Source organism: Streptomyces sp. NPDC102406 (assembly GCF_044765725.1).
Taxonomy (GTDB): Bacteria; Actinomycetota; Actinomycetes; order Streptomycetales; family Streptomycetaceae; genus Streptomyces.
Genome location: NZ_JBIWKP010000004.1, coordinates 290375 through 314612 on the forward strand (window position 1 = coordinate 290375; position 24238 = coordinate 314612).

The window sequence follows — 24238 nt, forward strand, 5'->3', positions numbered from 1 at the left end:
GTGTACCGAATCGGCCGGGCCGGGCGGCGCAGGCAACTCGTCGGCACGCGAAGGGATCTGTATCGCCCATGTACGCAGCATCGTCCTCCGTGTCCGCCCCGCTCCGGTCGCCCCGCTCCACCCGTCCGGCGGTGCCCGGCAGTGGCCCGTACCTCGACCCCCTGCGGCCCGCGAACGGGACGCTCGGCGGCGTCGGCCGGCCGCGTCGCGCCCCGGGGGCCGGCACACCTCCGCTCAGCGGGAGACTCGACTTGTCCGGCCCTCAGGGCGCCCAACTGCGCACGGCGATCGCCTCGGTGCACCGGATCTGTCCGGAGTTCCATCCGGTGCAGGTGCTGCGGCGCACTCCCCGTTCCGTCCTGCTCGTCGGCACGACCGGGCGCAGCACCGCCGTCGCGAAGTGTTTACTGGACCACTCCCCCGTGTGGACGGAGCGGGTCCGGCACGAAATAGCCGCGTACCGGTCGTTCGTCCGACACCGGCCGCCGGTGCGGGTGCCGCGTCTCATCGCGGCGGACCCGGACAACGGCACGCTGGTGATCGAGCGGATGCCCGGCCGGGTGGCGGCCCTGCACCGCCACCCGGCCGAGGCACCGCCGCGGGCGGACGTGCGCGCCGCGCTCGGCGCGATCTGCCGGATCAACCAGTGGCGGCCCCCGGCGGGCACCTTCGACGCGCCGCTGGACTACGCGCAGCGGATCAGCCGGTTCCACGATCTGGGTCTGCTGACCGACCGTGACATGGGCGATCTCCAGAAGCTGCTGCACGGCATCGCGCACACCGCGGGCCGCGGCGGCATGGGCCAGTTCTGCCACGGTGACGCGCTGCTGTCGAACATCCTGCTGTCGCCGACCGGGCCGGTGCTCGTGGACTGGGAGCACGCGGGGTGGTATCTGCCGGGTTACGACCTGGCGACCCTCTGGGCCGTCCTGGGCGACTCGCCCGTGGCGCGCCGTCAGATCAGTCAGCTCGCGCAGTCCGGCGGTCCGGCCTCGCGCGATGCGTTCCTGGTCAACCTGATGCTCGTACTGACCCGGGAGATCCGTACGTACGAGACGGCCGCGCAGCGCCTTCTGCACGAGCAGACGCCGACGCTGCCGGGGCCTGCCAAGCCCGGTGCCGCGCCGTCCGGCGAGGAGCAGCGGCTGTTGCTGCGCCGTCTGCACGACGACTGCAACATGGCCCGCAAGGCGGTCCGGGCCGCGGTCGGCACTCGCTGAGAGGGACGACACAGGTCCGCGGTGCGCCCGAGGACGGGGCGCACCGCGGACCTGTGTCGTCGTGTCGTCCGGGGGCCGGGGCGGTCGAGGAGACTCCCGTCCCCGCGCGCCCTTATTGGTCTACGCCACTGATGCGTCGCAGGCGGAGCCACCACCGCACGGGAAACCCCTGGGGCCGCCCCCGCACACGCCCGCTGACATGCGAATTTCCGGGAAGTTTCGTTGCTCCTCGGGTGATTGACGGATGGTCGGCCAGCCGATACCACTGACGCACAAGGCGCCCGTGACGCCCGCGCTCCCATCCGTTTCCCCGCGCCCCAGGAGGCACCGTTGCACCGGTCCACCCGTTCCATCCCCGGCAGACGTCCCCGAGCGGCGGCGGGCACGCTCGCCACAGCGGCGCTGCTGCTCCCCCTGCTCGGCGCGGCCCCGCCCCAGGACGCCGGACCCGCCCCCTCGGACCGGCTCCAGGGCGCCTTCGCCGCGGCGGCGGCCGAGTACCACGTACCGCAGAGCGTGCTGCTCGGCGTCTCCTATCTCCAGTCGCGCTGGGACAGCCACGACGGCACGCCCAGCGTCACCGGTGGCTACGGACCCATGCACCTGACGGACGCCCGGACCGCGATCGCGCACACCGTGGCGCACAGCCACGCCGAGGGCGACGCCCGCGGCGACGACTCCCGCGCCCCGCTGCGGACCTCGGCGTCCGTGCCGACCGCCTCCCAACTCCCGGCCCGGCTGAAGACGTTGACCCGCGCCGCGGACCTCACCGGCATCCCGGCCGAGAAGCTGCGCGGTGATCCGGCGGCCAATGTACGCGGTGGCGCGGCGCTGCTCGCGGCGGCGCAGAAGCGGCTCGGCAATCCGCTGAGCGACACCCCGGCCGACTGGTACGGGGCGGTCGCCTCGTTCTCCGGCGCGGACGACACGGCGACCGCGGCGACGTACGCCAACGATGTCTTCGCGGTGATCCGCGACGGCGAGCGGCGGACCACGGACGCGGGCCAGCGTCTGACACTCACCGCCGACCCGGCCGCGAAGCCGCGGGCGGCGCAGCTCGCGCGGACGGGTCTGCGCAAGGCGGACACGTCGGGGACGGAGTGCCCGCGGACGGTGTCGTGCGAGTGGATCCCGGCGCCCTACGAGGAGTTCGGCGACGGCGACTACGGCAACCACGACCTGGCGGACCGTCCGAACGACCAGAGCATCGACTACATCGTCATCCACGACACGGAGGCGACGTGGGAGCAGACACTGAAGCTGGTCCAGGACAAGACGTATCTGGCCTGGCACTACTCGCTGCGCTCGACCGACGGGCACATCGTGCAGTCCGTCAAGGCCAAGGACGTCGGCTGGCACGCGGGCAACTGGTACGTGAACGCCAAGTCGATCGGCCTGGAGCACGAGGGCTTCCTCGCGCGGCCCGACTCCTGGTACACGGAGGAGATGTACCGCTCGTCGGCGCGGCTGGTGTCGTACCTCGCCAAGAAGTACGACATCCCGCTGGACCGGCAGCACATCCTCGGCCATGACACGGTGCCGGGCCCGACGGCGTCGACGGTCCCCTCCATGCACACGGACCCCGGCCCGTACTGGGACTGGGCGCACTACTTCGCGCTGATGGGGCGGCCGTTCCGGCCGACGGCGAAGGGGCATGCGGGTGTCGTCACCATCAGGCCCGACTTCGCGAAGAACCAGCCGACTTTCACGGGCTGCGTCAAGGCGGGTGAGGCGTGCGCGCCGCACGGGTCGAGCGCGGTGCGCCTGTACACGGCGCCGAGCGAGGACGCGCCGCTCGTCAAGGACATCGGTCTGCGGCCGGGCGGCCAGGACTCGACCATCGACGTGAACGACATGGCGTCGCGTGTCTCCACGGGCCAGCAGTACGCGGTCGCCGGCCGCGAGGGTGACTGGACGGCGATCTGGTACCTGGGTCAGAAGGCCTGGTTCAGGAACCCCGCGAAGCAGCCGACCGCCGTCGGCGCGAAGGGGCTGGTGGTCACGCCGAAGGAGGGCGCGACCCAGGTGCCGGTGTACGGGCGGGCCTACCCCGAGGCCGCGGCCTATCCGGCGGGGATGACGCCGCAGGCGGTGTCACCCCTGCCGTACAAGCTGCTCCCCGGTCAGCGCTATGTGATCGGCGGGCGGACGACGGGCGAGTACTTCTACTCGCCGACGTTCGACACGTCGACGCACCGGGTGGTCAAGGGCGAGGACGTGTACTACGAGATCCAGTTCGGCCACCGGGTCGCCTATGTGCGCGCCGCCGACGTGCGGGTGGCGCCGTCCACGGGGTCGTAGCCGGGGGTGTCAGCCCTGCTGGAACAGTTCGGCCGGCAGCGGCTTGAGCAGCGCGTACAGGTCGTCGGTGATCGGGCGGTCCCAGGACGCGATGGTCACGAGCACCTTGTCGCTGCGGTCGAACTGGACGCAGGAGATACGCGTCTCGGAGAGCTTGAGGCGCCGCACGATGAGGAGGTTGTCGCCCTGCATCACCGGGACGTCCTCGACGCCGGTGACGGTGACCTCCTCGTCGTTCTCCAGCGCGATGAGGAGCTGCGCGACCTCGAAGGGGATCTCCCCCTCGGCGGTGTCGCGGGCCGGTGACCCCTCGGGCAGATTGCCGATGATCATCGCGGGGCCGCGGCCGCCGAACAGGTCGTAGCGCAGGAACACGCCCTGGCAGCTTCCGTCGGGGGCGGGCAGCAGGCCCGCGCCGAGATTGCCCGGCCAGTCGCCCGGATCCATGGCCAGGACGTCGAAGTCGGGGCCCGCGGGGGTGGCTGCGCGGCGGCGGAGGAAGGACATGCCCTCCATCGTACGTCGCCGCGGGCGATGGGCAGCCCCGGGGTTTGGCCGGCCGGGCTACTCCCCGAGGGCCGCGGCGAGGCCGCTGCGATCGGTGCCCAGCTTGCGGTAGACCGCCGACAGGAGCCGTACGACGGTCCGCTCGTCGAGGCGCAGTTCCGCCGCGATCCCGGCGGGTCCGAGGCCGCGGGCCGCGTGTCCCGCGGCCCTGCGTTCCGGCGCGGTCAGCGTGTCGGACGCCGCGCCCCGCAGGGGGCGGGGCCGCAGTCCGGCGGCGGCCAGCTCGTCCCGGGCCCGCTCCACCAGACCGTCCGCGCCGCAGCCGACCGCCGCGTCGAGTCCGCGGTAGAGCTGGTCCGCGGCTTCCTCGGCGCGGCCGGTGCGGCGCAGTTCCGCGCCGAGGGCGACGAGCGAGCAGGCCAGCTCGTACCCGGCCGGGGAGCGTTCGAGGTGGCTGACGGACTCCTCCAGGAGTTCGGCGCGGGCCGCTCCGTGGGAGACCTCGGCGGCGACGCGCAGGGCCTGCCCGATCGCGGACGGCGCCCCGAAGTGGCGGGCGCGGTCGACGGCGCTGCGGGCGGTGACGACGGCGGCCCTGGGGGCGTCGTGCGCCTCGGCGCGGGCGAGGTGGAGCTGCCAGGGGCACCAGGAGGGGTTGCGGATGCCGCGCGGTTCGAGCCGGCGCCCGGCGGCGGCGAGCTCGACGGCGGCGTCCTTGGTGCGGCCGAGGGCGAGGAGCAGTTCGCCGTGGACGGTCTGGGCGTCGGGGAAGACGACGGCGGCGGGGAACGGGGCCCCGAAGGCGTACGTCTCGGCCACGCTCCGGGCCTCGCTCACCCGGCCGCGGGCGAGCAGCACCTCGATGAGGGTGCCGACGGCGTACCAGTGGGCGGGGGTGCCGGGTCCGACGCGCTCGGCGCGGCGCAGGCCCGCGCGGGCGAAGTCCTCGGCCTCGGCGAGGCGTCCGCGCCGGTAGCGGACATAGCCGAGCAGGGTGTACGCGAAGGAGAGATGGCCGCCGTGCCAGCCGGCGTGCTCGAAGTCGGCGATGCCCTCGACGAACAGCTCCTCGGTGCGGCCGGGGCGGTCGGCGTAGAGGAAGGAGAGGGCGACGAGGACGGGGACCTCGAAGCCGCGGTCCTCGTCGGCGGCCCAGCGCAGGCCGCCGGCCAGGGCGCGCTCGGCGTGCCGGAGGACGGTGGCGGCGGGTTCGCCGCGCAGGGTGGCGTCCCAGGCACGCAGGCCGATGAGGTAGCGCTCGGTGAGGTCGCGTCCGGTGAGCCGGTCGGCGAGTGCGGCCAGGCGCCGGGAGCGCGCCGGGGACTCGGGTTCGTCGGCGCGGAAGGCGTCCCACATGAACTGTTCGGCCTGGAGGCGCAGCCGCACGCGGGAGTCCGTGGCGCGGGACAGTTCCCGGCCGAGGGTCTCGGAGGCCTCGGCGAGCCGGTCGCTGTGGGCGAGGACCTGGGAGAGCCGGTAGACGATGCCGGTGCGCAGCGCCGGGTCGGTGATGGGCTCCTCCAGGGCGGCACGCAGGTGGTTGACGGTGGTGGCGGGTTCGGTGAGCAGGGAGGCGCTGCCGAGTTCGTACAGGACGGCGGCGCGGTCCTCGAAGGGCGGGGGTTCGCGCAGCGCGCGGGCCAGATAGCGGCGGGCGGCCTCGGGGGCGCCGGCGCGGACGGTCTCGCGGGCGGCGGAGCGCAGTTCCTTGACGACCCAGCCGTCGCCGTCGGGGTGGGTCTCCAGGAGGTGGCGGGCGGCGGCGGACGACCCGAGTCCGGCATCGACGACGGTCCACGCGGCTTGGCCGTGCAGGGCGACGCGAACACCGCCCGGGATGGCGCGGTAGACGGCGGTGGCGATCAGCGGGTGGACGAACTCCAGGGTGTCCACGCCGGTGAGGACGCGGGCCGTGCGGAGCCGGTCGGCGGCGTCGGCCGCCTCCTCGGCCCCCAGTCCGGCGACGGCCGCGGCCAGTTCGGGGGAGATCTCGGTGCCGAGGACGGCGCAGGCCCAGGCGAAGCGGACGGTGGAGGTGCCCAGTCGTTCGAGGCGGGCGATCAGTCCGCTGCCCTTGACGGCGGCGGCGAGATCGCGCAGCAGGTGGGCGCCGTTCTCGGTCGGGGCGAGGCCCCGGTCGTGCACCTTCGCGGTCAGCTCGACCGCCTCGAAGGGGTTGCCGGCGGTGACGGCCCAGCACTCGCGGCAGAAGGCGTCGTCGGCGTGGGAGCCGAGGGATTCGCGGACCAGGCGGGCGACGGCGGGCGCGCTGAGCGGTTCGAGGCCGAGGGGCCTTCGGCCCGCGCGGCCGGGAAGCCCGCGCAGCGCCTCGGCGTGATCGGGAAGTTCCTCGGGGCGGTAGGCGACGACGAGCAGCAGCGGCAGTTCCTCGGCGCGCGGCGCGAACGCTCCGAGCCAGCTCAGGGACTCGGGGTCGGCCCAGTGGGCGTCGTCGAGGACGAGGACCATGGGGGCGCGCCGCACGGCGAGGTGGGTGAGCACCCAGTCGAGGCCGTCGCGCAGGCCCTGCGGGTCGGGCGTCGCCCCGTCGGCGGGGGCGCACAGGCCGAGGGCGGGGCCGACGATGGCGTACCAACTGCCCAGCCGGGAGCGGAGTTCGGCCTCGGGCACCCCGGCGAGCTGGGGCTGGACGAGCTGGCGGGCGACGTGGAAGGCGACGCCCTGCTCCTGGTCGCCGCCGCGGGCGTAGAGGACCGTGCAGCCCTTGGCGGCGGCGCGCCTGCGCACCTCGGCGAGCAGCGAGGTCTTGCCGAGTCCGGCGGGTGCGGCGACGGCGAGCAGCGCGCCGCGCGGTCGTTCGGTCGGCTCCACGCCGCCGGGGCGCAGTCCGGTCAGCTCGCCGAGCGCCTCGTCGACGGCGGCGAGTTCACTGTCGCGCTCGAACAGTGTCCGTCTGCCCCGGCCTCCGCGCTGCCCCATGGCGCACCCCCAGTCGCGGTGGTGCGCCCGGCGCGGGGAGCCGGTGCACGCCGCGGGTTCCAGGTCTCCCAGCCTACGCCGAACGACCCGGCCCGGAGTGTCATGTGGCTTTCCGCGCAAGGAAGTTGTGCCGCGGACGGCGGGCCGGGATCGGACCGCGGGCGCCCCCGATGCTAGATTCACGGCCGGTCATCACGGCGGTGTGCGGGCCGCCGAGGGGGCTGAGGATCATGGTGGACGGCACACTCTCCTACTGGCGTGCCGGTCTGGACTCCGTACCGGAGGAGGTGTGGAGCCATCCGGCGCTCGATGTCCTGCTGCTGCCCGACAACCGGCTCACGCGTCTGCCCGACCGCATCGGCACGCTGACCGCTCTGCACACTCTCGACCTGGGACACAACCGGCTGACCTCGGTGCCGTCGAGTCTCGGTGACCTCACCGGCCTGACGCGGTTCCTCTATCTGCACGACAACCTGCTGACCGAGCTGCCCGCCACGCTGGGCGCCCTGGACCGGCTCGCGTATCTGAACGTCGGCGAGAACCGGCTGAGCGCGTTGCCCGCGACGCTCGGCTCGATGACCGGCCTCGTCGAACTGCGCGCCCAGCACAACCACCTGACCGAGCTGCCCGGGAGCGTCGGCGCACTCGCCTCACTGCGGGAGCTGTGGCTGCGCGGCAACCGGCTCTCCGCCCTGCCCGCCTCGGTCGGGGACCTGCGGGAGCTGCGGGAACTGGAGTTGCGCGAGAACGCCTTCGACGCCGTCCCGGAGCCGCTGCGCGGTCTGCCGTCGCTGCGCAGAGTCGATCTGCGCGGCAACCGGATCGGCGAACTCCCGGACTGGGTCGGTGAACTGCCCGCGCTGGAGAAGCTCGATCTGCGCTGGAACGACGTAGAGGTGGCGCCCGGTCTGCTCGCCGAGCTGACCGGGCGCGGGTGCGTCGTGCTGCGCTGAACCGGTGGAGCCTCAGCCCTGCGCCCGGCCGTCGGGCGGCACGACCGCGACCGGGCTCGCCGCGTGCAGCAGCACCGCGTGGGTGACGGAGCCGAGGATCGGGGCGGGGCGGGTGAGGCGGCGGCGGTGACGGCCGACGACGACCAGGTCGGCGCCGCGCGAGTTCTCGACCAGGTGGCCCGCCGCGTCACCCGGTGCCACATAGAGGTCGACCTCTACTTCAGGGTGAGACTTTCGCCGGCCGGCGATCGCTTCCTCCGCCAGCCGCAGGGTCTCCTGCCGGGCGGCCTCCTCGTCGATCGTGGTCGGTGTGAAGTCGCCGAACGCGGACCAGACGAGCGGCGGCCACGGGTACGCGGCGACGACCCGCACCCGTGCGCCGGAGCGCGCGGCGTGCGCGAAGGCGAAGTCGAGCACGGTCTCGTCCGGGCCGCCGGTGTCGTCGAGGCGCAGGCCGACGACGACGCGCGGGCCGGGCGCGACGGGCGCCTCGCCGTGGACCACGCGGCCCGGTGGCGGCACCACGACGACGGGGCAGACGGCGTCGCGGGCGGCGGCCACCCCGTTCGAGCCGAGCAGGAGGCCGGCGAAACCGCCGCGCCCGCGCGAGCCGAGCACCACCAGTTGCGCCTCGGCGCCCATCTCCGGGAGCACCGCGGCGGGCACCCCCTCGCGGCTGATGAACTCCAGCGGCGGCGGGCCCTGCCGGTGTTCGAGCGCCTTGCGCACGTTCCCGATGACCGGGTCGTCGGCGGGTTCGTCGGGCCCGGCGACGAGCACGGCGGGCTGGAGGTGGGGCGCGTACTGCCGCACATGCACGATGCGCAGGTCTGCGCCGCGCCGGGTCGCTTCGGCGAGTGCCCACTCCAGGGCGCGGTTGCTGTGCTCGGACCCGTCGACGGCGGCGACGACGGGCTGCGGGTGCGGCGTGCTCATGACTTCTTCGCCTCCGACACAGGGCACGCCCGACGTGCCCCTCATTGACCGGCTGTTCCTGTGGCCAGGCTCGCGCACCCGGGAGCCACAGGACAGGGCCGAGGGTCACGTGTCGGAAACCGAATGGAGAATTCGGTCCCTACGTCAGATCGAACTCGCCCTCCCGGGCGTTCAGCACGAACGCTCCCCACTCGTCCGGTGTGAAGATCAGCGACGGGCTCTGTGGGCTCCCGCTGTTGCGCATGGCGATGAATCCCTCCACGAAGGCGATCTGGACATCGCCCGCGCCCCTGCTGCTGGAGCGCCAGTCCGCCTTGCTCAGGTCCAGATCCGGCTTGTCCCACCCCGTGAGCGGGTGCTGGTCGATGGTGCTTTCGGCCACGTCCGTGCTCCTCCCGGTTCGTCGTCCGTGCGCCAGCCTAGCGATCGGTTCGTACCCCGCACAGGCCGCGACCGGAGCGATCGCCCGACGGCCGGTCAGCGGGGGTCAGCGCGAGGGCGGTTCGGCGCCGACGAGCCACATGGAGAAGAACTGCGAGCCGCCTCCGTAGGCGTGCCCGAGCGCCGTGCGGGCGCCCTCGACCTGGTGCTCCCCCGCCTGTCCGCGTACCTGGAGGGCGGCCTCGGCGAAGCGGATCATGCCGGAGGCGCCGATGGGGTTGGTGGACAGGACGCCGCCCGACATGTTCACCGGCAGGTCGCCGTCGAGTTCGGTCACGCCCGCCTCGGTGAGTTTCCAGCCCTCGCCCTCGGCGGCGAAGCCCAGGTTCTCCAGCCACATCGGCTCGTACCAGGAGAACGGTACGTACATCTCGACGGCGTCGATCTCGCGGCGCGGGTCCGCGATGCCCGCCTGCCGGTACACATCCGCGGCGCAGTCCTTGCCGGCCTGCGGTGACACGAAGTCCTTGCCGGCGAAGAGGGTGGGTTCGCTGCGCATGGCGCCGCCGAGCACCCAGGCGGGCGGCCTCGGTGCGCGGGCCGCGCCCGCGCGGTCGGTGAGGATCATCGCGCAGGCGCCGTCGGACGAAGGGCAGGTCTCGGAGTAGCGGATGGGGTCCCAGAGCATCGGTGAGGCCTGCACCTTCTCCAGGGTGATGTCGTGTTCGTGGAGGTGGGCGTAGGGGTTCTTCAGCGCGTTGCGCCGGTCCTTGTACGCGACGAGGGAGCCGACGGTGTCGGGGGCGCCGGTACGCCGCATGTAGGCGCGTACGTGCGGCGCGAAGAATCCGCCGGCCCCGGCGAGGAGCGGCTGCTGGAACGGGATGGGCAGGGAGAGCCCCCACATCGCGTTGGATTCCGACTGTTTTTCGAAGGCGAGGGTGAGGACGGTGCCGTGGACGCGGCCCGCGACGAGGTTGGTGGCGACGAGCGCCGTCGAGCCGCCCACGGACCCGGCCGTGTGCACGCGCAGCATCGGTTTGCCGACGGCGCCGAGCGCGTCGGCGAGGTAGAGCTCCGGCATCATGACGCCCTCGAAGAAGTCGGGCGCCTTGCCGATGACCACGGCGTCGATGTCGGCCCAGGTCAGCTCGGCGTCGTCCAGCGCCGCGCGGGCAGCCTCCCGGACCAGTCCGGCGATGGACACATCACGCCGGGCGGCGACGTGCCGGGTCTGCCCGATCCCGACGACGGCCACGGGCTCCTTGGCTGTGCTGCTCATCGCTGCTCGCCTCCTTGTTCTCCTTCGAGTACGGCGACCAGGTTCTGCTGGAGGCAGGGTCCCGAGGTGGCGTGGGCGAGTGCCCGGTGGGAGTCGCCGCGGTGGACACGGGCTGCGGCCTCGCCGATGCGGATGAGCCCGGCGGCCATGACGGGGTTCGCGGCGAGCGCGCCGCCGGACGGGTTGACGATGACGTCGTCGCCGAGCCGCAGTGCCTTGCGCAGGACGACTTCCTGCGCGGTGAAGGGGGCGTGCAACTCGGCGGTGTCCACGGGCCGTTCGAAGGCTCCCGCGTTCTCGGCGGCGAGCCGCGTCGACGGTGAGTCGGTGAGGTCGCGTACGCCCAGGCCGTGCGCCTCGATGCGGTGGTCGATGCCGCGGATCCAGGCGGGCCGCTCGCACAGGTCGCGGGCCCGGTCCCCGGCGGCGAGGATCACGGCGGCGGCGCCGTCCCCGATCGGTGGGCAGTCCCCGGTCCGCAGCGGGTGGACGAGGTACGCACCGTGCGGGATGTCGGCGCCGCGCAGTTGGGCGTGCGGATTGTCGGCGGCGGCCAGGCGGCTGCGGGCGGCGACCTTCGCCAGGGCGGGTTCGTCGGTGGCGCCCGCGTCGATCAGGGCCTGGGCCTGCAAGGCGGCGAGCGCGACGGCGTCGGGCCAGAGCGGGGCGACGTAGTACGGGTCGAGCTGCCGGGTCAGGACGTCACGCACCGAGCCCGGCGACGACTTCCCGTACGCGTAGACGAGCGCGGTGTCGGCCTCGCCGGTGAGCAGTTTCGTCCATGCCTCGTACAGCGCCCAGGCGCCGTCCATCTCGACGTGCGACTCGGAGATCGGCGGCCAGGCGCCGACGCCGTCGAGCGCCATGGTGAAGGAGAAGGCGCGCCCGGCGAGGTAGTCGCTCGACCCGGAGCAGGTGAAGCCGATGTCACCGGTCCTCAGGCCCGTCGCGTCGAGCACCTGGTGCAGCACGGGCATCAGCATCTCGACCTCCGACTCCTCGTCGGTGGTGCGCCGGTGATCGGTCTGCCCGAAGGCGACGACGGCGATGTCCCGGATCGGCGGCCGCATTCAGATCAGCTCCTTGTACGTGTCGTAGTCCGCGTCCGCCTCGCCGGTCGGCCGGTAGTGGTCCGGGTGGCGACCGCCCTCGCTCCACACCGGCTCGACGCGCAGGCCCATCCGCACCTCGTCGTAGGGGATGCCGGCGATGCGGCCGTGCAGGGCGAGGTCGGCGCCGTCGAGTGCGATGTGGGCGTAGACGTAGGGCACGTCGATGTCGAGGTTCTTCGCCTTGATGTTGACGATGCAGTACGTGGTGACGGTGCCGGCCGGGCCGACCTCGACCTGCTCGGTGGTGGCGACCCCGCAGGTGGGGCAGGCGCCGCGGGGCGGGACGTAGACCTTGTGGCAGGAGGGGCAGCGTTCGCCGACCGTGCGGTGCTCGGCGAGGGCGTTGATGTAGCGGCTCTGGGCGCCGCCGGGGCTGTAGGTGTAGTCGAGTCGGGCGGGCGCGACGATGCCCGTCACCGGGTCGTCGAACTGCCCGCTGTGCGCGACGGCCCGCCCTTGTGGGGCGCCGGTGTCGTCCGGCTCGAAGCAGGCGATGTCCGTGATGGCGCCGACCCGCTCGGCGGCCCAGCGGACGCGGACGCGCTGACCGGTGCGGACGGCCTCGGGGCCCGGTGCGTCGAGGGCGTGCAGCAGGGCGGTGTCGGCGCCGTCGAGCCGGACCAGGACCCAGGCGAAGGGCGTGTCGAGGGGCTGCCCGCGGCGGGGTTCGGGGTTCCACGCCCAGGTGGTGACGGTGCCGGTCGCGCCCACCTCGACCAGGTCGCGGATCTCGTCGGCGGTGACGGGGTCGTACTCGACCGGCGGTACGAGGACGCTGCCGCTCGTGGTGCGTACGCCGAGCACCGTGCGGTGGCGAAGGGCGGTGAGGAAGGCGCTCTGCACGGGGCCCAGGGAGCGGGTGAAGGGGAACTCCACGACTAGGGGTGCGCGGAGTACCTCCGGTCGGGGCGTGGTTGTCATCTGGGCTCCTCTAGAGGTGCAGGGGGTTGGGGGCGGGGACGCATCTGCCAGGTCGGGGTGCGTTGCCGGGTGCGGGTTGTGGGTGGCTGGTCGCGCGGTTCCCCGCGCCCCTGGGGCATGCGGCTCCGCCGCGGCCCATCCCAGGGGATGGGGAACTGCGCGAAGCAGGACCACGACCCGCACCCGGCGACGCGAGCCCGTCCGGCAGACGCGAGACCGAGAGGGCACGCGCAGCGCAGGGCGACCATCACTCCCGCCGGAACACCGGAGACCGCTTCTCGGCGAAAGCACGGGCACCTTCCTTCGCGTCGGCCGTGTCGAAGACCGGCCAGCCCCGCTTCAGCTCCGCCGCCAGGCCCTCCGCCTCCGGCAGCCCCGCCGTCTCGTAGACGGACGCCTTGACCGCCTCCACGGCCAGCGGCCCGCACGCGTTGATCCGCTCGGCGATCTCCAGCGCCGTCTCCAGTGCCGTGCCGTCCGGCACCACGCGCCCCACCAGGCCGATCGCCGCCGCTTCGGGCGCGGGGTACGGCCGGCCGGTCAGCAGCATCTCCAGCGCGTGGGTGCGCGGGATCTGCCGGGGCAGCCGCACCGTCGAGCCGCCGATGGGGAACAGCCCCCGCACCACCTCGAAGAGTCCGAACGTCGCCGACTCCCCCGCGACGCGGATGTCGGTGCCTTGCAGGATCTCCGTGCCGCCCGCGACGCAGTGGCCCTCCACCGCCGCGATCACCGGTTTGCGCGGCCGGTGATGGCGCAGCATCGCCTTCCAGTGCAGGTCCGGGTCGGCCTTGAGGCGGTCGCGGTACCGCTCGCCGTCCATGCCGTCGCCGGCCAGCGCCTTGAGGTCCATCCCCGAGCAGAACGAACCGCCCGCCCCGGTGAGCACGACCGAGCGGACCGCGTCGTCGGCATCGGCGAGGAGCCATCCGTCGTACAGGCCGACGAGCATCGGCAGGGACAGCGCGTTCTTGGCCTCGGGCCGGTTGAGCGTGAGCACGAGCGTCGCTCCCTCGCGCCGCACATCCAGGTGTTCGGTCCCGTCCATAGCTGACCTCCAGTCGGCCGCCGGTGCCCCAAGTCCCGCGCGGGACCAGAACAGGTTGCAGGAGCGGACGAGCCAGTACAAGAGTTTTCTGACAGGCAGTCAGATTCTTTCGCGGGGCCCCTTCCCCCTACCGGCCGCCTCTGCTCTGATGACGGCCACACGAGATGCGGCCAGGGTCAGGAGGAGCGGTGGAGTACAACCTTGCCGACCTGTTCGAGTCGGTCGTCGACGTGGTCCCGGACCGCGAAGCACTCGTCCACCTCGACCACCCCGGCACGGGCGCCGAACGCCGGCTCACGTACGCGCGCCTCGACGCGGCGGCGAACCGCGTGGCCCACCACCTGATCGACAGCGGGCTGCGTCCGGGCGAACATCTGGGGCTGCATCTCTACAACGGCGTCGAGTACCTCCAGACGGTGCTCGGCTGCCTCAAGGCACGGATCGTCCCGGTCAACGTCAACTACCGCTACGTCGAGGAGGAGTTGGTCTACCTCTACCGGGACGCCGACCTCGCCGCCCTGGTCTTCGACGCGGAGTTCACCGAGCGCGTGGCGGGGGCGCTGCCGCGAACGGACACGCTGCGCCACCTGGTGCGGGTGGGCGTCCCCGCACCGGACGCGCCGCCGCTCACGTGCGTCGACTTCGAGGAGGCCGTGGCCGCCGCGTCGCCCGGGCGCGGGTTCGCCCCGCGCTCGGCGGACGACCAGTTCATCATCTACACCGGCGGCACGACCGGTATGCCCAAAGGCGTGATGTGGCGTCAGGAGGACCTGTTCTTCTCCGGGTTGGGCGGCGGAGCGCCGACGGGTGAGCCGGTGGCACGCCCCGAGGAGCTGGCCGAGCGGGTCGCGGCGGGCGGCGACGGGATCACGTTCTTCCCCACTCCCCCGCTGATGCACGGCACGTCCACCCTGACGGCGTTCATCGGCTTCCACTTCGGCCAGCGCGTCGTCATCCACCGCAAGTTCGTGCCGGAGGAAGTGCTGCGCACGATCGCGAAGGAGAAGGTGACGAGCATGTCGCTGGTGGGCGACGCGATGCTGCGTCCCCTCATCGACGCGCTCAGCGGCCCGTCGAAGGGCACGGACTGCTCGTCCTTGTTCAGCGTCTCGTCGTCGGGCGCGATCATGTCGGACACGGTGCGCGCCCAGTTCCAGGCGCTGGTGCCGCATGTGATGCTGCTCAACAACTTCGGCTCGTCGGAGTCCGGCTTCAACGGCACCGCGACGGACGACTCGGGCGCGGGCCAGGGCTTCCGGCTACGCGTCAACTCCCGTACCAGGGTGGTCGATCCGGCGACGTACGAGCCGGTCGGCGTCGGGGAGGTGGGGCGGATCGCCCAGCGCGGGCACGTCCCGCTCGGCTACTACAACGACGCGAAGAAGACCGCCGAGACGTTCTTCCAGAAGGGCGACGAGCGCTGGGTACTGCTCGGTGACATGGCCACGGTCGACGAGGAGGGCATCGTCACCGTCCTCGGCCGCGGCTCCCAGTGCATCAACACGGGCGGCGAGAAGGTCTACCCGGAGGAGGTGGAGCAGGCCCTGAAGTCCCATCCGGACGTCTACGACGCGCTGGTGGCCGGGGTTCCCGACGCGAAGTGGGGCAACCGCGTGGCCGCCGTCGTCCAGCTCAGACCCGGCGCCCCCGCCCTCACCCTGGACGCCCTCCAGAGCCACTGCCGCGCCCGTCTCGCGGGCTACAAGATCCCCCGCCGGCTCGTCCTGTCGGACGGCATCCAGCGGTCGCCGAGCGGCAAGGCGGACTACCGCTGGGCGCGCGCGGTGGCCGCGAAGTCCGACGGCGAGCGGTAGAACACCGAGCAGGGAGCCCGGACTTTATGCGGTTGCCCGCCGCTCGGCCGCCTGCTGGAGTGGCCGCATGGATCACGAAGCGGTGCTGGCCCTGTTCGACCGGCAGATGCGGCGCGAGGCCCGGCCCGACGAGCCCGGCGCGCGCGTCGAGCGGGTCGGTGACGTCGTGCGGCAGGTCGGTCCGGGCGCCGGGTGGAACGGGGTGCTCTGGTCGGGGCTCGACGCCGCCGGCGCCGACGCGGCCATCGCCGAACAGGTCCGCTTCTACCACGCGTTGGGCGTCGAAGCGGAGTGGAAGTCCTACGGGCACGACCGGCCCGGCGACCTGGGGGCGCGGCTGACCGCCGCCGGGTTCGTGGCCGAGGAGACGGAGACGCTGCTCGTGGCGGCGACGACCGGGCCGGCATGCGACGTCGCACCGCCGGACGGCATCCGGTTGCTGCCCGTCACCGACGAGGCCCAGGTCGAACTGGTCGAGCGCGTGCACGACCGGGCCTTCGACGGCGGGCGCTCCTCGATCGGGCACCAGGTGCGTCAGCAGCTCGCCCACGATCCGGCGACCGTGCCCGCCGTCGTCGCGCTGCACGATGCCGAGCCGGTCGGCGCGGCCCGGCTCGAACTGCACGACGGCACCGACTTCGCGAGCCTGTGGGGCGGCGGCACCGTGCCCGGGTGGCGGGGGCGCGGCATCTACCGGGCGCTCGTCGCGTACCGGGTCAGGATCGCGGCCGAGCGCGGATTCCGGTACGTGCACGTCGACGCCTCGTCGTACAGCAGGCCCATCCTGGAACGGTCGGGTTTCGTGGCGCTGGGGACGACCACGCCGTACGTGCTCAAGGCTCAGGCGGCCGACAGGAACTCCGCCACCTTCGCCACGAAGAACTCCTCGTCGTCCAGCCAGGGATAGTGCGCGGCCCCCGGCTGCACGACGACGCGTCCCCGCGGATAGCACCGGGCGACGCGGCGCACCAGCTCGGGGCAGGGGCCGCCGTCCAGTTCACCGGCGATCAGCAGGACCGGGGCGGCGAGGCGGGTCAGCGCCGCGCGGGTGGCGGGCGGGTCGTAGGCGCCCTCGGCGGCGTAGCGGGCCTCGGCGCGCTCGTTGGTCTGCTCGTCGGTGCGGGCCGCGTGCGCCCTGGCCCGCTCGTCCCACCGGCCGTAGAAGAACGCGTCGTAGAGGTAGTCCGCGTCGTCCCGTCCGGCGAGCATCTTCTCGTACTCGGGGTACGCGGCCTCGAACCACGGTTCGTGGCGGCGCAGCCGAGCCGCCGCGCGCCGTTCCTCCGGACTCGCCGCGTGGCCCAGGGCGCGCTGCGCCGAGGTGACCAGGACGAGCCGGGCGATCCGTTCGGGGTGCCGGGCCGCGTGAAGGGCGGCGAGGTTGCCGCCCGCCGAGTGGGCGAGGACGTCCATCCGCTCCAGACCGAGACGGACGCGGAGCGCCTCGACGTCGGCGACCTGCCGGTCGCAGCGGTATGTCGCCTCGTCGTCCGGCACCGCCGAATCCCCCGTGCCGCGCAGGTCGAGGAGGTACAGGGTCCGATGGGCGGTGAGACCGCCCAGGTCGCCGAGGTACGCGGAGGCGCGCATGGGGCCGCCGGGCAGGCACACCAGGGGTGGTCCCGAGCCGCGGACGTGGCAGGCCAGCTCGGTGCCGTCCGGTGCGGTGAACGTGAACATGGCGTGATCATCACAGCCGGGTGGTCCTGGCGGCAACGTTTTCGGCCCGGGCCGGGCCGAACCGATGCCTCACGTGACGTCGCATGTCTTGACGGGGACGGCCCCGTCTTGCATTACTGACGGCCAGCAGGTCAACCGAATGATCGGTCGGGAGTCCGGGAGTGCGGTCGATGACGTCGATGACGACGCGATGGTGGGACGAGGGCGAGCGCCTGGGCGCGGCGGAGCTGCGCGCGCGGCAGTTGGAGCGGCTGCGCGGCACGCTGAGCCGGGTGTACGAGCGGGTGCCGTTCTACCGCGAGGCGTTCGACAAGGCCGGGGTGCGCCCCGAGGACTGCGGGACGCTCGGCGATCTGGCGCGTTTCCCGTTCACGACGAAGGCGGATCTGCGGGACAACTACCCCTTCGGGATGTTCGCCGTGGACCGGTCGCGGGTGCGGCGGCTGCACGCCTCCAGCGGGACGACGGGGGTACCCACGGTCGTCGGCTACACCGAGGACGATCTGTCGATGTGGTCGGACATGGTGGCGCGGGCGATCCGCGCGGCGGGCGGCAGGCCCGGCCACACGGTCCATGTGGCCTACGGCTACGGCCTGTTCACGGGCGGGCTCGGCGCGCACTACGGCGCGGAGCGGCTCGGCTGCACCGTCGTCCCGGCGTCCGGCGGCATGACGGCCCGCCAGGTCCGGCTGATCCTGGATCTGCGGCCCGAGATCATCATGGTGACGCCGTCGTACATGCTGACGCTGCTGGACGAGTTCGAGCGGCAGGGCGTCGATCCGCGCTCCACGTCCCTGGAGATCGGCATCTTCGGGGCGGAGCCGTGGACCGAGGAGATGCGGCGGGAGATCGAGGAGCGGGCCGGGATCGACGCCGTGGACATCTACGGGCTGTCGGAGGTCGTCGGGCCGGGGGTCGCGCAGGAGTGCGTGGAGACGAAGGACGGGCTGCACATCTGGGAGGACCACTTCTATCCGGAGGTGGTCGACCCGGTCACGGGCGAGGTACTGCCCGACGGCGAGCCGGGCGAGCTGGTGTTCACCTCCCTGACGAAGCAGGCGATGCCCGTGGTCCGCTACCGCACGCGGGACCTGACGCGGCTGCTGCCGGGGACGGCGCGGCCCGCGTTCCGCCGCATGGAGAAGATCACCGGCCGCAGCGACGACATGGTGATCCTGCGCGGGGTGAACCTGTTCCCCACGCAGGTCGAGGAGATCGTCCTGCGCACGCCCGGGGTGGCCCCGCATTTTCAGCTCCGGCTGACCCGCGAGGGCCGGATGGACGCGCTGACGGTCCGCGCGGAGGCGAGGCCGGACGCGACGGCGCACGAGCGGGCCGCCGCGGCGCGGTCCATCGCGGCGGGCATGAAGGACGGGGTCGGGGTGAGCGTGGCCGTCGAGATCGTCGACCCGGAGACGCTGGAGCGTTCGGTCGGCAAGCTCAAACGGATCGTGGACCTGCGGAACGTGTGATCAGTCCGGCCGGGCGAAGCGGTCGCGGAGTTCCCGCTTGAGGATCTTGCCGCTGGCGTTGCGCGGCAGCTCGTCGACGAAGACGATCCGCTTGGGCGCCTTGAAGTGGGCGAGCCTGTCGCGCGCGTGGGCGAGCAGCGCGTCCTCGGTGACGTCGTGCGCCCGGACGACCACGGCCGTCACCGCCTCGATCCAGCGTGCGTCGGGCAGACCGATCACCGCGGTCTCCGCCACCGCCGGATGCGTGTAGAGGACGTCCTCCACCTGGCGTGAGGCGACCAGTACGCCACCGGAGTTGATGACGTCCTTCACCCGGTCGACGACGGTGAAGTAGCCCTCGCTGTCGCGCACGGCGAGATCACCGGAGCGGAACCAGCCGTCACGGAAGGCCCGCGCGGTCTCCTCGGGCTTGTCCCAGTAGCCGTCGCACAGGTGCGGGGAGCGGTAGACGACCTCGCCCGGCGTGCCGTCGGGCACGTCCTTGCCGTCCTCGTCGACGACCTTCGCCTCGACGAAGAGGACGGGCCGCCCGCAGGAGTCCATCCGCCCGTCGTGCTCGTCCGGCCCGAGGACGGTGGCGAGCGGGCCGATCTCGCTCTGCCCGAAGCAGTTGTAGAAGGCGAGCCCGGGCAGCCGCTCGCGCAGCCGCTCCAGGACGGGCACCGGCATGATCGACGCGCCGTAGTACGCCTTGCGCAGGCCGCTGAGGTCCCGGGTCGCGAAGTCGGGGCGCTGGGAGAGGCCGATCCACACGGTCGGCGGCGCGAAGAGGCTGTCCGCCTCGCCCGCCTCGACCAGATCGAAGATCCGTCCGGCGTCCGGCGCGTCGAGGATCGTGCTCGTGGCGCCGACCGCGAGGTACGGCAGCAGGAACACGTGCATCTGCGCCGAGTGGTACAGCGGCAGCGCGTGGACGGGCCGGTCGGTGGCCCTGAGGTCGAGCGCGTGGATCGCGCTGACGTACTCGTGGACGAGCGCGCGGTGCGACATGCGGGCCCCTTTGGGAAGGGCCGTCGTCCCGGAGGTGTAGAGAAGCTGTACGAGATCGTCGGCGCCGGGCCGCTGCCCGTCGTGGGGCGCGCTCGCCGCCAGCCGCGCAAGCAGCGAGTCGTCCGTGTCGCGCAGCGCCAGGCTTCTGACGCCCTCGGGCAGCCGGTCCGCGAGCGCGGGGTCGGTGAGCACCAGGGCGCTGCCGGACTGCCGGACGATGTAGTCGAGGTCGTCGCCGGTCAGGTTCTGGTTGACGGGGACGTGTACGAGACCCGCGCGGGCGCAGGCCAGGAAGCCGATGAGGTAGGCGTCGGAGTTGTGCCCGTAGGCGCCGACCCGGTCGCCGGGGGCAAGGCCCAGGGCGCGCAGGACACCGGCCGCGCGCGAGACGGCGTCGTCCAACTCCTCGTACGTCCATACGCGGGGCCCGTAGCGCAGGGCGAGCCGGGCCGGGGTGCGGCGGGCACTGCGTCGCAGCACCCCGTCCACGGTGCTGTCCGCCGCTCCGGCCGCCGGTGACGTCGTCATGGCGTGATCCTGTGCGCAGACGGACGCCAGGTCAAGACGTGTGCGCACGACCCTCGGCAGGCGACATACCGGTTGGTACGCTCAACCGCCTCTGTCCGCTTCGCAGTTGGGAGCACGATGCGCATCCGTTCGAGACAACGGCGTCGCACGGTCGCCCTTGTCGCTCTGCTGTCCGCGCTCACCGCCACGGCCTCGCTGCCGTCGGTCGCGGCCGACCGGCACGAGCGCCCGCACGACGGCGGCTTCTCCGCCACGATCCGCTACACCGAGTACGGCATTCCGCACATCCTCGCGAAGGACTACGCGGACCTCGGTTTCGGTACCGGCTGGGCGCAGGCCGCGGACCAGGTGTGCACACTCGCCGACGGGTTCCTGACCGTACGGGGCGAGCGCTCGCGCTGGTTCGGTCCCGACGCGGCTCCCGACGGGTCGCTCTCCTCGGCGACGAGGAACCTCTCCAGCGACCTGTACTTCCGCGGCGTGCGGGACGCGCACACGGTGGAGAAGCTGCTCGCGACCCCCGCCCCGGCGGGCCCGAGCGCGGACGTCAAGGACGCGATGCGCGGCTGGGCCGCCGGGTACAACGCCTGGCTGCGGCAGCACCGGATCACCGACCCCGCGTGCAAGGGCGCGGGCTGGGTGAGGCCGGTGACGGCACTGGACGTGGCGGCGCGCGGTTTCGCGATCTCGGTGCTCGGCGGGCAGGGACGCGGTGTCGACGGCATCACGGCCGCGCAGCCGCCGGCGGCGGGCGCGCGGCCGGAACCGGCGCCTTCGAAGGCCGAACTGGCGGCTGCGGCAAGCGCGTTGTTCTCCCAGGAGGACTCCGACATGGGCTCGAACGCGGTGGCGTTCAGCGGCGCGACGACGGCGAACGGGCGCGGGCTGCTGCTCGGCAACCCGCACTACCCGTGGCAGGGCGGCCGTCGCTTCTGGCAGTCCCAGCAGACGATCCCCGGGGAACTGGACGTCATGGGGGGCTCGTTGCTCGGCACGACCGGCATATCCATCGGCCACAACGCGCATGTCGCGTGGAGCCACACGGTCGCGACGGGCGTCACCCTCAACCTCCACCAACTGACCCTCGACCCGGCCGACCCGACGGCGTACGTCATCGACGGCGAGCGGGAGAAGATGACGAAGCGGACCGTCACGGTGCCTGTGCGAGGCGGCGCCGACGTGACGCGGACGCAGTGGTGGACGCGGTACGGGCCGGTCGTCACCTCGCTCGGCGCCCAGTTGCCGCTGCCGTGGACGGCGACGACGGCGTACGCGCTGAACGATCCGAACGCGGCGAACCTGCGCGCCTCGGACACCGCGCTCGGCTTCGGCAAAGCGCGCTCGACGGACGACGTGCTGCGGGCGCTGCGCCGCAGCCAGGGCATTCCGTGGGTGAACACGATCGCGGCGGACTCCGCGGGCCACTCGCTGTTCACCCAGTCGCAGGTCCTGCCGCGCATCACCGACGATCTCGCGGCGCGCTGCTCGACGCCGCTCGGCAAGGTCACGTATCCCGCCTCGGGCGTCGCCGTGCTCGACGGTTCGCGCGGCGACTGCGCGCTCGGCCGGGACGGGGACGCGGTGCAGCCCGGTATCTTCGGGCCCTCCAGGATGCCGGTCCTCAAGGACGCCCCGTACGTGGAGAACTCCAACGACAGCGCCTGGCTGGCCAACGCGGACCGGCCGCTGACCGGGTACGAGCGGATCTTCGGGACGGTCGGCACCCCGCGCTCGATGCGGACGCGCGGCGCGGTCGAGGCCGTCGCGGCGATGGCGGACGAGGGCGGCCTGACGGTCGCGGATCTCCAGAAACAGCAGTTCGCCGACCGGGTGCCCGCCGGGGAGCTGGCGGCGGCGGACGCGGCGACGGCATGCGCGGCGCTGCCGGGTGGCACGGCGACGGGCAGCGGCGGGGCGGCGGTCGAGGTCGGACAGGCGTGCGCGGTTCTCGCCGACTGGGACCGCACCATGAACACCGGTAGCCGGGGCGCGCTGCTCTTCGACCGGTTCTGGCGGAAGCTGACGGCGGCGGTCACGCCGGACAAGCTGTGGAAGGTGCCGTTCTCCGCCGCCGACCCGGTCCGCACACCGCGCGCCCTGGACACGCGGCAGCCCGCGTTCGGCACGGCGCTCGCCGACGCGGTGGCCGAGCTGCGGGGTGCGGGCATCCCGTTGGACGCGCGCCTCGGCGACCACCAGTTCGTGGTGCGCGGCGGCGAGCGGATCCCCGTCCACGGCGGCACCGAGTCGCTCGGCGTGTGGAACAAGGTCGAGCCGGTGTGGGACCCGGCGGGCGGCGGCTACACGGAGGTCGCCCACGGCTCCAGCTACATCCAGGCCGTCGGCTGGGACGGCGGGCGCTGCCCGGTGGCGCGCACCCTGTTGACGTACTCGCAGTCCTCGAATCCGGCGTCGTCGCACTCCGGTGACCAGACGCGCCTGTTCTCGGGGAAGAAGTGGGTCACGGAGCGCTTCTGCGCGAAGGACATCCTGCGCTCGCCCGTGCTGAAGGTGGTGCGGGTGCGCGGCTGACGGCGCGGTACCGCCCGTCGGGAGGGGCCGCCCGTGTCACACGGTCCGGGTACGCCCCTCCCAGTACGGGTCGCGGAGCCGCCGCTTGTACAGCTTGCCGTTGGGGTCGCGGGGCATCGTCTCGATGAAGTCGACGCTCTTGGGCCGTTTGTAGCCCGCGAGCCGGGTCGCGCAGTGGGCGAGGATCTCGGCGGCGAGGGCGTCATCGGCCTCGCGGCCCTCGACGACCTCCACCACGGCCTTGACCTCCTCGCCCCAGTCGTCGTGCGGGATGCCGAACGCCGCCGCGTCGGCGACGGCCGGGTGGGTCAGGAGCACCGACTCGATCTCGGCGGGGTAGATGTTGACTCCCCCGGAGATGATCATATCGATCTTGCGGTCGCGGAGGAAGAGGTAGCCGTCCTCGTCGAGGACGCCGAGGTCGCCGACGGTGAAGAAGTCGCCGATCCGGTTCTGCCGTGTCTTGGCCTCGTCCTTGTGGTACGCGAATCCCCCGGTCTTCATCTGCATGTAGACGGTGCCGAGTTCACCGGCGGGCAGCCGGTTCCCGTCGTCGTCGAAGACGGCCAGCTCGCTGATGGGCCAGGCCTTGCCGACCGTGCCGGGCTTCTTCAGCCACTCCTCCGCGGTGGCGAACGCGCCGCCGCCCTCGCTCGCCGCGTAGTACTCCTCGACGCAGGTGCCCCACCAGTCGATCATCGCGCGCTTCACATGGTCGGGGCAGGGCGCGGCGCCGTGGATGGCGTGTCGCATGGAGGTCACGTCGTAGCGGTCCTTCACCTCCTGCGGGAGTGCGAGGAGGCGGTGGAACTGCGTCGGCACCATGTGGGTGTGCGTGCACGCGTGGGTGTCGATGGCGCGCAGCATGCCTTCGGGGGTCCACTTGTCCATGAGGACGACCGGGTGCCCGATGTTCAGTGCGGCGCCCGCGAACTGGAGCACCGCGGTGTGGTAGAGCGGCGAGCACACCAGGTGCACGTTGCCGTCGAACGGCTTGATGCCGAAGATGGCGAGGAAACCGCCGAGGTAGGCCTCCTCGGGGAGCTTGTCCTGCAAGGGGCGCCGGATGCCGCGCGGGCGGCCCGTCGTGCCGGACGTGTAGTTCATGACCCAGCCGAGCGTCCGGTCGTCCGGCGCGGACTCCGGTCGCCCGTCGAGGAGTTCCGCGTAGGGGCGGAAGGTGTCGATGTCGCCGACGGCGTAGCGGTGGGTGCCGGGGAGCCCCGCCTCGTCGGCGGCGGCCCCGGCCTGCTCGGCGAAGCGCTCGTGGGCGATCAGCACCTTGGCCCCGGAGTCGGCGACGATCCAGGCGATCTCCGGGCCGACGAGGTGGTGGTTGACCGGTACGAGGTAGAACCCCGCCTGCGAGGCGGCGAGGTAGGCGGTGAAGAACTCGACGCCGTTGGGGAGCACGACGGCGAACACGTCGCCGCGCCGCATCCCGGCCCCGCGCAGGCCGTGCACCAGCTTGTTGGCGGCCGCGTGGAGGCGGCCCGCGCTCCATTCCTCGCCGTCCGGGGCGTGCAGGACGACGCGGTCGGGGTCGGCGGTGGCCTGCGCCCAGAAGCCGTTCGGTGGGGTCGGGTCGGGCATGGGGGCGTTCCTTTCTGCGAGGAGGGGT

Annotated in this window: 18 protein-coding genes; 7 read left to right on the forward strand and 11 right to left on the reverse strand. The window is 72.9% G+C overall.

What is annotated here, in order from left to right:
• The first annotated feature begins 68 nt into the window (after nt 1-68).
• Both ACIRF8_RS19360 and ACIRF8_RS19365 read left to right on the forward strand, forming a co-directional pair.
• On the forward strand, nt 69-1220 hold the full coding sequence (locus tag ACIRF8_RS19360; RefSeq protein WP_404216420.1) for an aminoglycoside phosphotransferase family protein: 1152 nt from the start codon (nt 69-71) through the stop codon (nt 1218-1220).
• 330 nt (nt 1221-1550) lie between these two features.
• Nucleotides 1551-3521: an N-acetylmuramoyl-L-alanine amidase gene (locus ACIRF8_RS19365; RefSeq protein ID WP_404216422.1), complete on the forward strand. Its 1971-nt coding sequence runs from the start codon at nt 1551-1553 to the stop codon at nt 3519-3521.
• Between the two features lie 9 nt (nt 3522-3530).
• Here the strand turns inward: ACIRF8_RS19365 and ACIRF8_RS19370 are convergent, their stop codons facing one another.
• Together ACIRF8_RS19370 and ACIRF8_RS19375 are read right to left on the reverse strand one after the other, a co-directional pair.
• Nucleotides 3531-4028, reverse strand: a complete 498-nt coding sequence (locus tag ACIRF8_RS19370; RefSeq protein ID WP_404216424.1) for a hypothetical protein — start codon at nt 4026-4028, stop codon at nt 3531-3533.
• Nucleotides 4029-4085: 57 nt separating this feature from the next.
• Complete coding sequence (locus ACIRF8_RS19375; protein ID WP_404216426.1) at nt 4086-6968, reverse strand: ATP-binding protein; 2883 nt, start codon at nt 6966-6968, stop codon at nt 4086-4088.
• A gap of 230 nt (nt 6969-7198) precedes the next feature.
• Between ACIRF8_RS19375 and ACIRF8_RS19380 the strand changes: the two genes are divergently transcribed.
• Nucleotides 7199-7921, forward strand: a complete 723-nt coding sequence (locus ACIRF8_RS19380) for a leucine-rich repeat domain-containing protein (protein WP_404216428.1) — start codon at nt 7199-7201, stop codon at nt 7919-7921.
• A gap of 12 nt (nt 7922-7933) precedes the next feature.
• Here ACIRF8_RS19380 and ACIRF8_RS19385 read toward each other — a convergent pair whose 3' ends face one another.
• The 6 genes from ACIRF8_RS19385 to ACIRF8_RS19410 form a co-directional block, all read right to left on the reverse strand.
• Nucleotides 7934-8857, reverse strand: a complete 924-nt coding sequence (locus tag ACIRF8_RS19385) for a universal stress protein (protein WP_404216430.1) — start codon at nt 8855-8857, stop codon at nt 7934-7936.
• A gap of 139 nt (nt 8858-8996) precedes the next feature.
• A complete protein-coding gene (locus ACIRF8_RS19390) occupies nt 8997-9239 on the reverse strand; it encodes a DUF397 domain-containing protein (RefSeq protein WP_404216432.1) in 243 nt (80 codons plus the stop codon).
• A 105-nt stretch (nt 9240-9344) separates the two neighbouring features.
• Nucleotides 9345-10520: a thiolase domain-containing protein gene (locus ACIRF8_RS19395; RefSeq protein WP_404216434.1), complete on the reverse strand. Its 1176-nt coding sequence runs from the start codon at nt 10518-10520 to the stop codon at nt 9345-9347.
• Nucleotides 10517-11590, reverse strand: a complete 1074-nt coding sequence (locus ACIRF8_RS19400; protein ID WP_404216436.1) for a thiolase domain-containing protein — start codon at nt 11588-11590, stop codon at nt 10517-10519. The genes ACIRF8_RS19395 and ACIRF8_RS19400 overlap by 4 nt, the downstream gene beginning before the upstream one ends.
• Complete coding sequence (locus tag ACIRF8_RS19405) at nt 11591-12553, reverse strand: Zn-ribbon domain-containing OB-fold protein (RefSeq protein ID WP_404216438.1); 963 nt, start codon at nt 12551-12553, stop codon at nt 11591-11593.
• A 247-nt stretch (nt 12554-12800) separates the two neighbouring features.
• Entirely contained in the window at nt 12801-13601 is an 801-nt protein-coding gene (locus ACIRF8_RS19410) for a crotonase/enoyl-CoA hydratase family protein (RefSeq protein WP_404216440.1), read from the reverse strand.
• 188 nt (nt 13602-13789) lie between these two features.
• Here ACIRF8_RS19410 and ACIRF8_RS19415 point away from each other — a divergent pair, with 188 nt between their 5' ends.
• Both ACIRF8_RS19415 and ACIRF8_RS19420 read left to right on the forward strand, forming a co-directional pair.
• On the forward strand, nt 13790-15415 hold the full coding sequence (locus ACIRF8_RS19415) for an acyl-CoA synthetase (RefSeq protein WP_404216442.1): 1626 nt from the start codon (nt 13790-13792) through the stop codon (nt 15413-15415).
• 67 nt (nt 15416-15482) lie between these two features.
• Entirely contained in the window at nt 15483-16322 is an 840-nt protein-coding gene (locus ACIRF8_RS19420) for a GNAT family N-acetyltransferase (RefSeq protein WP_404216444.1), read from the forward strand.
• Here ACIRF8_RS19420 and ACIRF8_RS19425 read toward each other — a convergent pair.
• On the reverse strand, nt 16256-17095 hold the full coding sequence (locus ACIRF8_RS19425) for an alpha/beta fold hydrolase (RefSeq protein WP_404216446.1): 840 nt from the start codon (nt 17093-17095) through the stop codon (nt 16256-16258). The genes ACIRF8_RS19420 and ACIRF8_RS19425 overlap by 67 nt on opposite strands.
• A gap of 170 nt (nt 17096-17265) precedes the next feature.
• On the opposite strand from ACIRF8_RS19425, the gene paaK reads away from it, so the two are divergent.
• Nucleotides 17266-18567 (forward strand): phenylacetate--CoA ligase PaaK, encoded by a 1302-nt coding sequence (paaK, locus tag ACIRF8_RS19430; RefSeq protein WP_404216448.1) that lies wholly within the window; start codon nt 17266-17268, stop codon nt 18565-18567.
• Here the strand turns inward: paaK and ACIRF8_RS19435 are convergent, their stop codons facing one another.
• Entirely contained in the window at nt 18568-20085 is a 1518-nt protein-coding gene (locus tag ACIRF8_RS19435) for an acyl-CoA synthetase (RefSeq protein WP_404216450.1), read from the reverse strand.
• A 117-nt stretch (nt 20086-20202) separates the two neighbouring features.
• Here ACIRF8_RS19435 and ACIRF8_RS19440 point away from each other — a divergent pair, with 117 nt between their 5' ends.
• Entirely contained in the window at nt 20203-22617 is a 2415-nt protein-coding gene (locus ACIRF8_RS19440; RefSeq protein WP_404216452.1) for a penicillin acylase family protein, read from the forward strand.
• Nucleotides 22618-22653: 36 nt separating this feature from the next.
• Here the strand turns inward: ACIRF8_RS19440 and ACIRF8_RS19445 are convergent, their stop codons facing one another.
• On the reverse strand, nt 22654-24210 hold the full coding sequence (locus ACIRF8_RS19445; RefSeq protein WP_404216454.1) for an acyl-CoA synthetase: 1557 nt from the start codon (nt 24208-24210) through the stop codon (nt 22654-22656).
• Nucleotides 24211-24238 lie beyond the last annotated feature (28 nt).

Bases quoted from the DNA above. Each gene is read 5' to 3' on its own strand.
- ACIRF8_RS19395 (WP_404216434.1), bottom strand. From the start codon at position 10,520: ATGAGCAGCACAGCCAAGGAGCCCGTGGCCGTCGTCGGGATCGGGCAG.
- ACIRF8_RS19370 (WP_404216424.1), bottom strand. From the start codon at position 4,028: ATGTCCTTCCTCCGCCGCCGCGCAGCCACCCCCGCGGGCCCCGACTTC.
- ACIRF8_RS19440 (WP_404216452.1), top strand. From the start codon at position 20,203: ATGCGCATCCGTTCGAGACAACGGCGTCGCACGGTCGCCCTTGTCGCT.
- ACIRF8_RS19425 (WP_404216446.1), bottom strand. From the start codon at position 17,095: ATGTTCACGTTCACCGCACCGGACGGCACCGAGCTGGCCTGCCACGTC.
- ACIRF8_RS19435 (WP_404216450.1), bottom strand. From the start codon at position 20,085: ATGACGACGTCACCGGCGGCCGGAGCGGCGGACAGCACCGTGGACGGG.
- ACIRF8_RS19445 (WP_404216454.1), bottom strand. From the start codon at position 24,210: ATGCCCGACCCGACCCCACCGAACGGCTTCTGGGCGCAGGCCACCGCC.
- ACIRF8_RS19400 (WP_404216436.1), bottom strand. From the start codon at position 11,590: ATGCGGCCGCCGATCCGGGACATCGCCGTCGTCGCCTTCGGGCAGACC.
- ACIRF8_RS19380 (WP_404216428.1), top strand. From the start codon at position 7,199: ATGGTGGACGGCACACTCTCCTACTGGCGTGCCGGTCTGGACTCCGTA.
- ACIRF8_RS19375 (WP_404216426.1), bottom strand. From the start codon at position 6,968: ATGGGGCAGCGCGGAGGCCGGGGCAGACGGACACTGTTCGAGCGCGAC.
- ACIRF8_RS19385 (WP_404216430.1), bottom strand. From the start codon at position 8,857: ATGAGCACGCCGCACCCGCAGCCCGTCGTCGCCGCCGTCGACGGGTCC.
- ACIRF8_RS19405 (WP_404216438.1), bottom strand. From the start codon at position 12,553: ATGACAACCACGCCCCGACCGGAGGTACTCCGCGCACCCCTAGTCGTG.
- paaK (WP_404216448.1), top strand. From the start codon at position 17,266: ATGACGTCGATGACGACGCGATGGTGGGACGAGGGCGAGCGCCTGGGC.
- ACIRF8_RS19360 (WP_404216420.1), top strand. From the start codon at position 69: ATGTACGCAGCATCGTCCTCCGTGTCCGCCCCGCTCCGGTCGCCCCGC.
- ACIRF8_RS19420 (WP_404216444.1), top strand. From the start codon at position 15,483: ATGGATCACGAAGCGGTGCTGGCCCTGTTCGACCGGCAGATGCGGCGC.
- ACIRF8_RS19410 (WP_404216440.1), bottom strand. From the start codon at position 13,601: ATGGACGGGACCGAACACCTGGATGTGCGGCGCGAGGGAGCGACGCTC.